This window comes from Chryseobacterium gossypii, assembly GCF_041361455.1.
GTDB lineage: Bacteria > Bacteroidota > Bacteroidia > Flavobacteriales > Weeksellaceae > Chryseobacterium > Chryseobacterium gossypii.
In genome coordinates this window covers 1-13,142 of the sequence record NZ_JBGCUR010000025.1, presented here as the reverse complement: position 1 = coordinate 13,142, position 13,142 = coordinate 1, and the positions used below count along the sequence as shown (strand labels likewise).

At 33.1% G+C, this 13,142-nt stretch carries 8 protein-coding genes and 1 tRNA gene; 5 read left to right on the top strand and 4 right to left on the bottom strand.

Annotated features, from left to right (window positions below; all coding sequences use genetic code 11):
- Nucleotides 1–14 precede the first annotated feature (14 nt).
- Entirely contained in the window at nucleotides 15–725 is a 711-nt protein-coding gene (locus tag ABMQ40_RS13065) for an RsmE family RNA methyltransferase (protein WP_370900303.1), read from the top strand.
- An 89-nt stretch (nucleotides 726–814) separates the two neighbouring features.
- On the opposite strand, the gene ABMQ40_RS13060 is transcribed toward ABMQ40_RS13065, so the two are convergent.
- Nucleotides 815–1,477 (bottom strand): TrmH family RNA methyltransferase, encoded by a 663-nt coding sequence (locus ABMQ40_RS13060; RefSeq protein WP_370900301.1) that lies wholly within the window; start codon nucleotides 1,475–1,477, stop codon nucleotides 815–817.
- Between the two features lie 813 nt (nucleotides 1,478–2,290).
- Here ABMQ40_RS13060 and ABMQ40_RS13055 point away from each other — a divergent pair.
- From ABMQ40_RS13055 to ABMQ40_RS13045, 3 genes are read left to right on the top strand one after another with little or no spacing between them, the layout of a single operon-like run.
- On the top strand, nucleotides 2,291–2,611 hold the full coding sequence (locus ABMQ40_RS13055; RefSeq protein WP_370900299.1) for a helix-turn-helix domain-containing protein: 321 nt from the start codon (nucleotides 2,291–2,293) through the stop codon (nucleotides 2,609–2,611).
- A 2-nt stretch (nucleotides 2,612–2,613) separates the two neighbouring features.
- Nucleotides 2,614–5,226 (top strand): Eco57I restriction-modification methylase domain-containing protein, encoded by a 2,613-nt coding sequence (locus ABMQ40_RS13050; RefSeq protein ID WP_370900297.1) that lies wholly within the window; start codon nucleotides 2,614–2,616, stop codon nucleotides 5,224–5,226.
- Entirely contained in the window at nucleotides 5,219–7,660 is a 2,442-nt protein-coding gene (locus ABMQ40_RS13045) for an Eco57I restriction-modification methylase domain-containing protein (protein ID WP_370900295.1), read from the top strand. Before ABMQ40_RS13050 ends, ABMQ40_RS13045 begins: the two co-directional genes overlap by 8 nt.
- Here ABMQ40_RS13045 and ABMQ40_RS13040 read toward each other — a convergent pair.
- The 3 genes from ABMQ40_RS13040 to ABMQ40_RS13030 all read right to left on the bottom strand — a co-directional run bounded on the left by ABMQ40_RS13040 (nucleotide 7,639) and on the right by ABMQ40_RS13030 (nucleotide 10,330).
- A complete protein-coding gene (locus tag ABMQ40_RS13040) occupies nucleotides 7,639–8,871 on the bottom strand; it encodes a phospholipase D-like domain-containing protein (RefSeq protein ID WP_370900293.1) in 1,233 nt (410 codons plus the stop codon). The two genes, ABMQ40_RS13045 and ABMQ40_RS13040, sit on opposite strands and share 22 nt — an antisense overlap.
- Nucleotides 8,872–9,169: 298 nt before the next feature.
- A tRNA-Ser gene (locus ABMQ40_RS13035) sits at nucleotides 9,170–9,256 on the bottom strand.
- Nucleotides 9,257–9,313: 57 nt separating this feature from the next.
- Nucleotides 9,314–10,330 (bottom strand): asparaginase, encoded by a 1,017-nt coding sequence (locus ABMQ40_RS13030; RefSeq protein ID WP_370900291.1) that lies wholly within the window; start codon nucleotides 10,328–10,330, stop codon nucleotides 9,314–9,316.
- Nucleotides 10,331–10,604: 274 nt separating this feature from the next.
- Between ABMQ40_RS13030 and ABMQ40_RS13025 the strand changes: the two genes are divergently transcribed.
- The gene (locus ABMQ40_RS13025; RefSeq protein ID WP_370900289.1) at nucleotides 10,605–12,740 is read left to right on the top strand and encodes a hypothetical protein; all 2,136 of its coding nucleotides are present in this window, start codon (nucleotides 10,605–10,607) and stop codon (nucleotides 12,738–12,740) included.
- The last annotated feature ends 402 nt before the right edge of the window (nucleotides 12,741–13,142 follow it).

Below are 13,142 nucleotides of genomic sequence, written 5' to 3'. Positions count from 1 at the left end.
CAATTTAACAGGAAATGAAGCTATTTTACGGGCAAATAGAAGGTAAGGTTATCATTAATGATGATGAACAGCAGCATATTGTTAAGGTTCTTCGTATGAGAGACGGAGAAGAGATCCATGTAACAGACGGAAAAGGGAATGTCGCCTTCGGAAAATTAGTTTTAGAGGGAAAAAAAGCCGGCTTAGCAGCTTCGGATATAAAAAGAAATATTCCGGACTTTAATCCCAGACTTCATATTGCCATTGCTCCGACAAAAAATATTGACAGGATTGAATTTTTTGTGGAAAAAGCTGTTGAAATGGGAATTTCTGAAATAACCTTTCTACAGACCGAAAAGACGGAACGTAAAAATATCAATATTGATAAGATCAGGAAGCAGGCTATTGCAGCATCCAAGCAGAGCTTAAGATTCCATTTCCCGATTATCAATGATTTAACAAAACTAACGGACTTCTTAAAAAACATACATCCCGAACAGACTTTTGTAGCTCATTGTCATGAAAATCTGAATAGAATTGAGCTGGACAGCGTTCCAGATTTAGCTGGCTATACTTTCCTGATCGGTCCCGAAGGTGATTTCTCTGAAAAGGAGATTCAATATTTGGCTCAGCACGCCGTAAAAGCGGTATCCCTCGGTAACCAAAGACTGAGAACGGAAACAGCCGGAATATTTGTTGCTGCCCGGAATTATATGCTGATAACGGATAAAAGCGGAGTGAGATAAATTGATATCAAAATTCAGCGATACAAAATCCCATAGAATAATAATATAATATACAGATCCTATAAAGAGTTTGTATATTCTCGCCCTTTCTATTCGCTTTCAGATAAATAACGGTCCAGGATTTCCTGTCCGCTTCTGATGGAATTCACAGCCCAACGGATCTTCATTTTCAGAAGCTTATCTTCAGAAAGTTTATAAGCTATGGAGGAATTGAGAAGCTTCTGTTTCAGTTCATACATGCAAATTCCTGCTGCTACAGAAACATTGAAGCTTTTGGTGAATCCATACATGGGTATCGCCAGGGTTTCATCAGCAAAGTCAAGAACTTCTTCGGAAACTCCTTCCAGTTCAGTTCCAAAAACCAGGGCAACAGGCTCTTTGATCTGGTAATCAGGAAGCATCACTGCATTCTTTTCAGGTGAAACGGCAAGTATTCTATACCCCCGGCTTTTAATTTCCTGTAATGAAGCAATATTTTTAGGCATTTTTTCTACCTCCACCCATGTTTCAGCGCCTTTGGTCACGGTAAGGTTCGGATTAAATACATTTTCCTCTTCCATAGCCACCACTTTATGAAAGCCACAGGCTTCCACTGATCTTATAATTGCCGCGGCATTTCGAAACTGATATACGTCTTCCATTACAGGAAGAACAAAATCTGAGCTTTCCCGGGAAAAATATTCGATTTTCCTTAGTCTTTCTTCTGTCAGAAACTGTTTTAGATATTCAAAGGTCTGTGCCAGGCTTTCCATGTATTCTTCAACTTCTTTTTTATCGTTTATAATCCTGTTCTTTTTCCGAAAGAGCTATTCTTTTTTTGTCTTTCTTAGCTGGTCTTTTGTATTTTCTCTTTATTTTGGGATACATACAACCATTTATTCCGGCTTGTCCGGAAAAATTTCGTCTAATTTATAAAAATCAAAGGTAACTTTACAAAGGTCTAGCATTAAACCTGGAATATACCTCATATTCAGGCAGGCTATTGCTGTATATATCACTTCCGGATGGCTCGCCCAGGATGCAAATACCTGAAAATAATATGTTTAAGACAACAACCTGAACATACTAAATTTTATATAAATCCGATTATCTACGACTATCAAATTTATATATCATTTCACAAAATCATTCTCAAAAACATTCCACTTAAGATTCTTATCACTTCCAATTTATGAGGATGCTTTCATAAAAACTAATTTCTCTCTTAAATTTTATAAACATTTTATTCCACAGCTTTTTATCTTGTTGCTTAGATAATACCTTAATTTTTCATATCGACCTTGATAAAATTTTAATTCTTTTTGAGTAAATCTAACAATCAACTTTTTAATCGATACAATTATTAGTCATATCTTTGAGGAATAATTAACTATAATTAAAATACAATTGAAAAGGATAATGGGAATTATAATTTAAGACATTTAAATTTACATTCCCATCTCTAATTGAGCAAATCTGCATTTGCTATTAATTACATCGAATTTTAAATTATTTCAATTTATCTGAATATATTAGGGATAATATTATTATTTTTGTCAAAATTTGACAAGTCAATATTTTGACAAATGAATAATCAGCAGTCAAAGTTAGGTAGGTATCTTAGAGAACTCCGAAAAGGGAGAGAAGAAACACTTTATCAAGTGTCAAAAGGAACTGACATTGACTCTCCTATGCTAAGTAAAATTGAACGTGGCGAAAGGTTACCAACCTCTGAACAGCTAAAGCGACTTGCTAAATTTTACAAAGTATCAGAAGCGAGCCTTAAAGTTCAGCACACAGCTGACAAAATTTTGAAAGTATATGGTTTAACCGAAACAACGTACCAAGCAATACAATTAGTCAACGAACAATTAGTTACATACTTAAAAAAGTCAAAAGAGAAATAACTGTGAAGCAGAAAATAAAAAGTCTTATAACTCAATTCATCGGATGTTTGACTCCTATTGAGAGAGAAATTCCTATCCAGGATTTGAGTATATTTTTCTCAGTTCTGATAGCAACATTGACTCTTCGTAGAAATACAAATATCCAATCAATCTATTCAGATTTCCATTCTCATTTTAGCGATGAAATTCACATCATCAGTCAAAGATTCCCTGACCTTTATAAAACATTTTTAGAAATAGAAAAAAAAATAGATAAAGCATTACTTAGTGTAACTTTTGAAAAACTAAAAGATGCTTTTGAAAATCCTAATATAGATATTGACGATATTATCTCTTGGTCATACCAATTTTTGAAAAGAGATCTAGAGAAAGCAGCCTTTAAAAAACTTGGAAAAGACAAAGCAAAAATTGAAAATGCAGAGTTATTATTTACCACTCAATTTTTCACTGATAAATATATGGTGAAATACTTGGTTGATGAATCGCTTTCAAGTTTTGAAAAAAATGAGATTCAAAATGTAGTTTTAATCGACTGTGCTTCTGGTGGTGGCAATTTCCTGAACTATTCCTTTGAAAGACTTTTTGGTATTTATAAAAAGTCATTTAAAGATTGGTCTAATCAAAAGATTGTTGATACAATTTTAAATTATGCAATTCTCGGTTATGATTTGGATAGTAACCTTTCAAAAATTGCATCCCTTTCATTGTTTGTAAAAGCATCTACCTATGCAATTCCTTCAAAAGAAACACAGATAAGAATTTACGGAGGGGATCCAAATGATAAGTTGGGCTTTTTGAACCAAACTATTACTTCAAACAAAATTGCTAATTCAACTTTCAAATCTCAATTGGATAAAATAAATAGAGAAAAGAAAGTTAAAGTTTTTGTTACAAACCCCCCATTCATGGGAAAAAGGGATATGGATATTTCACTGAAAGACTTTATTCTACAAACTTTTCCTGAAAGCAAGGGCGACTTGTGTGTTTCTTTTCTTCAAAAAATCATTCAGTCTATGAATGAAAATGATGTTTTAGGAATTGTTTCTCAAAATAACTGGATGTATTTGTCATCTTTCAAAGATTTCAGAATTTTTTTTCTATCAAAGCAGACTCTCAAAAAATGTGTTGACTTGGGTAGCAATGCATTTGGAGATATAAACGGAGAAAAGACTAATGTTGCTCTTTGCTTGATTAGTCGCTCCGAGTCAACAAAATTTTTCAACTTAAAGAACTGCAACCTTTCGGAGAAAAGAGATTTGGTTTCAAATAAAAAATTCCCTAGCCAATTAACCTTTGAATTGAACCAAAACCAGTTTCTAAAAAATGAAAATATTGAATTCAATTATCAATTAGAGCATCGTTTTGAAAATATACAGCACTTGAAACATTATGCTGAGTTTGGGAATCCAATGCAGGGAACTTCTACAGGAAGCAACAAAGAGTTTGTAAAGTTTGCATGGGAAGTTAATGGAAGTCCTGACTGGAAATTGGTGAGCAAAGGAGGGGGATTTAGCAAATGGGCAGGTTTGAATTATTACAAAGTGTATTGGGGTAAGAATGCTGAAAAGGTAAAAGCGAATAAAGGAAGCGCATTGAGAAATATCGACAAGATTGCTACAACACAACTTGTCTATAGTGACACAGGAACTTTGGGATTAAATGTGAGAGTACTTAAAGAAACTCAGGTATTCATTGCATCAGGCCCTGGAATCCAGGTATTGAAAGGAGATAAATATGCTCACCTTGCATTTCTTAATTCAAGAGTTGCAACATTTTTGCTAAAACTAATTAATCCAAAGTTTACAATAAGTGCAGGATATATTTCTAAAATTCCCGTTGCCCCGAATATTCTCGATTCTAAATATATTTCAACACGAAGTAAAAAATGTTTAGAGTTAAAGGAAAAATATCTACAGAACAAGTTGCCAAATTTCGAGTTTCAACACTCTAATTACTCTAGTATCAAAGATATTGACAATTATATCGAAACATTGATTTTATCTGATATCCAAAATGATTTCCGGAGATTACAACTTGAATCAGAAATTGAAAAGGAAATTAGAAAGCAGTATCAATTTAATCCAAAGGAATTAAATGAAATAAAAAGTGTTGTAGGAGAATCTCCATTTTTCAACAAAAGGAAATCATTGAAAATAGACGTTGAAAAACTAGATTTTCTTCTGTCAGGAAATATTGATTTGAATTGTCTTTCTAAAAGCCGTGCAATAAATGGCTATTCTGTAGGAAGTGAATCAATATTTGAAGATTTATCCTATAAGCTGGATGTGAACCCAATAACAATTCTTGATTTAATTAAAAACAATGTTACTCAGCTCAAACAAACAAAAGCAAAATACTTCAATGATTTGCTTCACAAGATTATTTTGAATGAGATGGGAATTAAGCAAATTTCAATTTACAAGTCTGACAAAATCAATATTGTAAGTTTAATTAAACAATTAGAAAACAATTATCCGTTTCTAAGAAATCAGGCGAACTTATCAGCAACTGTTTATACAATTTTATCGCAACATCACAAAGCCAGTTTCTTCAACAAACCTTTGGTTTTATTATCGAAGGAATTTTTAACAGTAGGTCAATTACATAATGGATAAAGCACTGGAAATATATACCAATATCTTGAAAGAATATCTTTCAAAATGCTTCTTCAATCAGCAAATAATAAATCCTATTGAACTTAATAAAGAAAGATTTAAAACAAAAGCGATTTTTACCGCTTGTATTTTTTATTTAAAAAATAATCCAAAGAGAGAAGATTGCAAGATTGTAAAAGCAACCAATGACTGGCTGACAAACACTTTTGCAGATAAAAACTTGTTTTCATTAGTTATTTCCCAATGCAATTCATTTCTTACTAAACTGATTGATGAAAAACTATGTAGTTTAATTAATCTTGAGTCAATTGATATACCTACACTATATGAAACCTTGTTAGGAATAGAGTCTGAAAATGAGAATAATGGAACAAAAACCTCTAACGCAAAAAACTATAGAAACAAATTAGGCAGTTACTACACACCTGCCGAATTAGCTAACTCAGTTACTAAAAAAACAATTGACACCTTCTTTCACATCAATTTTGGGATTGAAAAGATGTCGTCTGCCAAAATTGTTAATGAATCTGTGCTTAATAAAATTCCTTCAATCACTTTTGCTGATTTCTCTTCCGGTGGAGGTAATTTCTTAACTGAAATATTGCAATATTTTGAAACGGTTGCCCACAATCTTCAATTACCAATTGATAGAAAAAACCAACTATTAAAATCCATTGCAAAAAATATTTCAGCGTTTGATGTTGATTGTTTGGCTTTGGAAGTTGCAAAATTGAATTTACTTTTACGAATTTCCCAACCTAAAGATTATTCAGAATTCTCAGAAAGGTTTGTCCACGGTAATTTTCTTTTGGTTACTGACTTTCCTACTAATGAAAGTCTAAAAATTGATACTTTCGCAAGTGGGTTTATTTATCATGAGAAACTTTCAATTAGCAAAAACAAACTTAAAAAATATGATATCGTCTTAGGAAATCCTCCTTGGGAAAAAATTCGTTTTGAAGAAAAGAAGTTCTTTGCTCTTTATTCTCCTTCAATTTCAAGCAATCATTTCAAAGCAAGTCGTACAACTGAAATAACAGAAGTAATTGAAAGAAATAAACATTTGGCAGAGTTTTCAAAAGAGTTTCAATTGCAAATTGAAAAAACTAAGAAGGATTTAAAACGAAATTCCTTTTTTGAATTATCAAACAATGGGGAATTGAACACTTACGCTTTGTTTACAAATGCTGCAATTAAACTCAAAACACAACGAGGAGTTGTCGGATTAGTTTTGAAAAGTGCAATTGTAACAAGTCAGGTAAATCAAAAACTGTTTCAGTTCATGACAAAAAATAATCTTGTCATCGCAGTTTATGATTTTATTAACCGCAAAAAGATTTTTAACATTGATAGCAGAGAAAGATTCTGTTTTCTTTTGCTTGGAAACGCTTATAAGAAACAATTTCAAGTTGCAATGAATCTTAGCGTTATAACAGAAATTGAAACTATTGTTCCTAATATTGAACTGTCATATAACAGATTAAAATTGCTCAATCCGTTTACCGGAATGCTCCCAAATCTTTCCACAAAAAGTGAAGCCAACTTTCTTCTTAGAGTTTCTCATGAGTTTTCATTCTTCAAAAATATTTTTGACTCTGTCAGATTTGGAAGAATTGTTCATTTAACTAGTCATTCTGAATTCATTTCAAAGAGAAAGTCAGATGATAACACACCTATCTATGAAGGAAAATTCTTCAATCAATTTGATGGTAAATATTCTGGCTTCAATGGTATTGATGATGAATTGAGATATGGAAGTAAATCTTCTTCAGTGCTATTGGACGAAAACACAAAAAGAGAAAAAAATAGTTTCCCAGAATCCAGATTCTTTATAAATACTGAAAAGTGGTTGCAACTTTCAAAACATCACAAAGAGAAATTTATGTTGGCATGGAGAAGCCTAACATCCGCAACTAATTCAAGAACTTGTATAGCAACTATTTTACCTTTTATTCCTGCATCGCAGTCTGTACAATTTCTAACTACGAATGCAAATAATTTACTGTACCTCTGTGGACTCTTCAATTCCGTAGTCTTTGACTTTATTTTAAAGAAAAAGTTAAGTGGAATTGATTTAACACAATCGGTTATAAACCAAATGCCTGTACCAAACATTGAACAAATTACAAGTATTATAACTTTTAATGGAAGTAAAGCTTCCTTTAAGCAACATATTTCTTTGCTAGTTTTTTCTCTTCTACAAAATGATATTCGATTGAATCCGCTATTTAAAACTTTAGATTTGAAAACACCAATAAACGAAAGTCGTTTTGAACTTATCCGAAAGATTGACTTACTGTTTATGCTTCTTTACAAGTTAAATCATTTAGAAGTAGAACTAGTTCTTTCAGCATTTCAAAAGCAATATTCAAAAGAAGATTTAAAATGGTTTAATCTAGAATTAAAAAAAAATTATTCAGCAATAATTCCATAAGCTCTACCATTTCCACTGCCACCTTTAGCCCAGTCAACTGAGTTTTCAATTAGTCGTGGCATATCATCTTGTTCTAAAATTTCAAGTCGAAAATCATCATTATTTAGTTTTGTGAAAAGTAAAATCTTATTTTGAAATCCACCATTTTGACCCAAACTTGGAATGGAAAAAGTTGTAAGTTTTTTTCCATCTTCTGTTTTACCATTCAAACGAATCCTCCAATTACTATTTCCATCTGTATAAAATATACGATTACTTATATAAGTTTTTCCTCCAAAAATTATATTAATATCTTTAGTTTCATTTCCATTTTCAGGGTCAATCCCAAAATAACTCACACTTCCAAATTTATTTACTCCATCTAACTTCCCCTTTTTGGAAAGATCAAGAATGTTTCTTGAGCCACCTGTCATCAAACCTGTTTCAATCCACATTGCACCAGCTGTCAATTCTGTAGTTTCTTCAACAATTCTCACTTCAGAAGTTACTTCTTCGACCATTTCTTTTTTTACAACTGTTTTTCTAAAACCTTTAGGTGGTCGCTTTGGCTTTACTTTTCCAAATAACTGAAGCAGTCTTGTATTAGCATTTTGCTCTTTCTGTGTAAATTCCCTATTAATTTTATTATTCTTTACTCTGCTTACCATTTCGGGTAAAACAACTTTACTCTCCACAAGAATATCTAAAACTTCTTGTGTAAGAAGTTGACAACTTGGATGCTCTAGATTGATGACAGCATTAAAGTGGTCATATATGTCAGACAAAAATTCATTCCCGTTTTCATCATCACTATCAAAATCTACGCAAACGGACGCTTCTATGTTTTGGAACAAACCACTTTCAGTCAGATTTGATGAACCAATAATAGCACGCTTTTTTTCGTTTCCTTCAAAAGCGTAAATCTTTGGGTGGTAAATAATATTGTTAGGTGAATAAACAACATAAGATTCTATTCCATGTTCAAGCAACTGCTCCAATGCTTCTTTTGAAGTTGCATTTAAATTAACCCCACAATACAATTTTATTTCGCCACCATTTTCTTTAAAAGAATGCAGTTGGTTTATTATATTTCTAAGTCCGCCTGTGCTAACAAAAGCAACAAAGGCATTGAATGAATTATATTTCTCGCTTTCTAATGAGTCTATGATAAAATTCCCTGCGGTCATGTCGCTTTCCGGATTTAAACCTTGTCCTATAAACTTTAATTCCATATTTATTTAATAATCAGCTAAATTTAATCAAGTTTTAATAATCTTAATAAATCATTTTTTTATTTAGGTATAGAATTTTATTCATTAGCTAAAATTCTATAGAAAACGAATAAGACTAAGATTTAAATAATCATCAAAACATTAACGAAAAAAAAAGAATCTATTCAATATACAAGAATAAATTATAACAAAACCACCTATAAAAACTTCCCTAATCACTCCCCTCAAATTCATAAAACAACAAAACCTCATAAAACAACAAAACCAGTTGATTTCAACCGGTTTTGTCTGAATAATGCAGAGAGGAAGGGATTCGAACCCTCGATACAGTTACCCGTATACTACCTTTCCAGGGTAGCTCCTTCAACCACTCGGACACCTCTCTTTTTGAGATTGCAAAAATAAAGTAATTTATTGAATTAACAAATTATTTGTTCAATAATTACTCTGAAATTTCTCCACAAAGGCTTCTGGTGAAATTCTCAGCGAACGTCCCACTGTAATTAGGGTTGTCAATTAAGTGCATCGCTTTTGTAATGGCACTTTCGGCAGTAATATCTTTTCCGCTGATAGCCCCGATCCGTGAAAAAATATTGCTGTTTTCATATTTCCCGAAAGAAATACCTCCCGAAATACATTGGCTTACCACTACGATCTCAGTACCATTATCTCTGATTTCCTGAAGGGTTTCCCGGGTTTTTTCATTGTTGAAAATAGTTCCGGAACCAAAGACCTGGAGAATGAGCACTTTCATTTTTGGAACTTCTTTAAAGTGACTTAAATGCATCCCCGGAAAAATCCTCCAGAACAGAATATTTTCAGAAATATGATCATCCACATGGAATTCAATATCAGAAGTACTCCGGTAAAGATTTTCCTTAATGATATTTAAATGAACCCCGGATTGTCCGAGAATGGGATAGTTTGGACTGGCATAAGCATCAAAATATTCTGCAGAGTATTTCAATGTCCGGTTTCCCCTTAGCAGCTTATATTCAAAATAAATGGCAACTTCCTGAATGACTGCCTCGTCATTTTCATACAGGCTTGCATAATATAAGCTTGTTAAAAGATTTTCTTTGGCATCGGTTCGCAAATCTCCGATAGGAAGTTGAGATCCGGTCAGGATCACCGGCTTTCTGAGCCCTTTTAGCATGAAACTCAGTGCAGAGGCGGTATAAGACATGGTATCTGTTCCGTGGAGGATCAGGAATCCATCATATTGATCATAATTTTTATGGATATAATGGGCTATAATTTTCCATTCTTCCGGCCCCATATCTGAAGAGTCAAGCGGTTCTGCAAAGGGATGTACAAAGACCTCACACTCCATCAACTTCATTTCAGGCATTTTTTCAAAAATATTTCCAAAATCAAATGCGCGCAGGCTTCCGGTTTCATAATCTTTCTCCATACCAATAGTGCCACCGGTATAGATGATAAGAACTTTTCTTTTCATTCGTTTTATCAGATATAGGTTCAAAAATACGTTATTTCTGCTTTCGTAAAGAAAAAAATCAGTATTTATGATCAATTCGAACACCTACTGGAGCTTTTGATCCAATAGCCCTTAGAAATTAATTGCTCATATGAAATATTATTTATAATAATTTTTCTGCAGACATTTTCATTTGTATTACGTCAAGTTATGGCGTAGTTATCATATACTTTTGCTTTGATCAAACAGATATTCTTGCAAGAATTGTAAAATAATAACTTTAACACTAAACAAAATGATTTATACAGAAGACTTTTTTGCTGTGGGAAGTACGTTTCCCAGTGATGACCTCGTACAGTTGGTAGACAGCTATACACTTGAAAATGTAAACTTTAAAAAAATTCAAAGCGGTACTGCCAACCCTGACGGAATTATATACAGATCAAAAGGAAATGACTTGTATGTAGATATTGACTGGCTGACAAACAGAACAGTGTATGCCAGAAGATTCGGTGCAAAAGGAGATGGAGTAACTAATGATGCCCCTGCCATAAGAAGAATGATCAACTTTCTTCCTGCCAGTAATTTTATCATAGTATTTGAAAATGCTACTTATCTGCAGGGAGACAGTACTTATGACAGATATGGTATTGTGAATGGAAAATATTCAGGAGATGAAAATATAGGAACGCCAATTTTTTTCAGCTTCGAAAATAAATCAGATTTCATTATCTATGGAAATGGTGCTCTTGTAAAAGCGCACCAGAATAACGCCCCTATTAATAATGCCAGAGGATTTGAATTTTTAAGGTGTAATAATTTCAGGGTGCAAGATCTTAACTACGATGGTTCCAAAAGTACCAGAATGCCTAACGGAGGGGATGATTATCCTTACAACAATCAATCCGGATTTAAAATCAGCTCAAGTAAAAAGTGGGAATTCATTAATTGCCGATCAAATAATACTTGTATGGATGGCTTTATTATTACTTCTGATGATATATTCCATCCTATCGGATTAAATAATTGGAATGAAGACGGCATACTAAGAAACTGCCATGCGGACAATAGCTATAGACAAGGATGCTCTATTCTTGATACCAGAAGAATGAAAATAATAGGAGGTTCCTATACCAATAGCGGAAAGACATATGGAACAGCCCCTAAAAACGGAATTGATATAGAAGAAGGCGATCTTAGTCCTTATGGTTTTGGAAGAGGGAGCAGCGATACAGTGATTGATGGCGCCCTGTTTGCTGATAATTTAGGTGATGGGCTTGCTTTACACGTAGGCACTCATGATGCCGTAGTAACCAATTGTGTTTTCAAGAATAATCCGTTTTTTGTAGCTCCCGATGAGTTCGCATTAAGTTGTAACAATACTATCTACAATAACAATTTTTACGATTCCAACATCAGATTATGCGGTGGTGGTGAGCATTTTTATGGCAACAGAGTTTATCTGTCTCCTACCTATAGTTTTAATTTTAACCTGGAGAATGAATATCCTCATTACCTCAACAAAAAATGCCGTGAAACGCTTATATATGACAATTATATCTATCGTGACGCTGGCACCGGTTTTATCGGAGATGTAGTAGGGGCTGTTATAATCGGACAATATAAAAATGGTATCCGGTTTTTCAGCAATACTTTTATCAATTTTGCATCAATAGCCAGCTTCCTCTATATATATGGTTCTGAAGACAGATCTGTGGAATTCCATGATAACGTATTTCATAATACTGAAGAGTTTAATACCAATACGAATCTGAATTCTAACAATATTTATTATACCAATGCTGAAGCCTATCTTAAAAAGGCTTACAACAACAAAATAGAGATTACGGGAATGCGGCCAATGGTTTCCGTAGCCGGAAGAACTAAAGGTGATAAGCTGGTTAAAAGTTTCAAACATGAAAGAATCCCCTCAGGAAAATTTATAGATATTACTTTTGATAACATTACTTCTGATTTTGGGGCCAGTGATCTTTATCTGAAAATCACAACAAGTGGCTATTGGTTTCAGGATGATTCCACACAGTTAAAGACTGAGATCATGTCCCTTTCAGATGTTAAGCCAATTACCTATACCGGAACGCTGAATGATTTTAAAAAACTTCCGGTTTCTACAGGACTTTATATTAAAAATAATAAAGCCACCGTTACTTTTGCACAAAGCAATTTTGATAATAATAATCTTTTATGGACTCTGGATATTGTTGTTGAAGTGCTCGGAAGATATACCGATGATTTTACAATAAATATTTCAGATTATTATGACGCGAATAGCCAGCCAATGATCACTGAGACACCTATTACAAAGTCAATCAGCCAGGCCGATTCATCCGCTGTAGACATTGCAACACTCCGTAGTGATTTCAATAATCTCTTATCCAAATTGAAAAATGCCGGAATAATGCAGAGTTAAAAAATATCCCGGCCAAAGGCCGGGATATTCATATAGCCATAATGTTATTTACAAATAGACAGTTTTTGCCCCCAGATATATGTAATTATTCCGTACTTTTTACAGGCTCTAAGTTTGCCGATAAGATTCCTTGCTTTTTTTCTGTAAGTAATGAACTCCGATTCTTATCAACCTTTATAAGGTTTCTTCTTAATAGGCTGGAACACAGTGTTTGTTTTAATTTTTATTCTAATTAGTTTAATATAAAGCATTTCAGAACAGGACAAAATAAGCATATAGATTCCAGGCCAAATACTGATTGGATTAAAATATCAACAAAATTTAATTCAAAAACGTTAAATAAAAATTTTTAAACTACAGCGTGTTAAAATAAACATACAGGTCTACATTACTTGGAATATC

Bases quoted from the DNA above. Each gene is read 5' to 3' on its own strand.
- ABMQ40_RS13030 (WP_370900291.1), bottom strand. From the start codon at position 10,330: ATGAAAAGAAAAGTTCTTATCATCTATACCGGTGGCACTATTGGTATG.
- ABMQ40_RS13040 (WP_370900293.1), bottom strand. From the start codon at position 8,871: ATGGAATTAAAGTTTATAGGACAAGGTTTAAATCCGGAAAGCGACATG.
- ABMQ40_RS13045 (WP_370900295.1), top strand. From the start codon at position 5,219: ATGGATAAAGCACTGGAAATATATACCAATATCTTGAAAGAATATCTT.
- ABMQ40_RS13055 (WP_370900299.1), top strand. From the start codon at position 2,291: ATGAATAATCAGCAGTCAAAGTTAGGTAGGTATCTTAGAGAACTCCGA.
- ABMQ40_RS13065 (WP_370900303.1), top strand. From the start codon at position 15: ATGAAGCTATTTTACGGGCAAATAGAAGGTAAGGTTATCATTAATGAT.
- ABMQ40_RS13060 (WP_370900301.1), bottom strand. From the start codon at position 1,477: ATGGAAAGCCTGGCACAGACCTTTGAATATCTAAAACAGTTTCTGACA.
- ABMQ40_RS13025 (WP_370900289.1), top strand. From the start codon at position 10,605: ATGATTTATACAGAAGACTTTTTTGCTGTGGGAAGTACGTTTCCCAGT.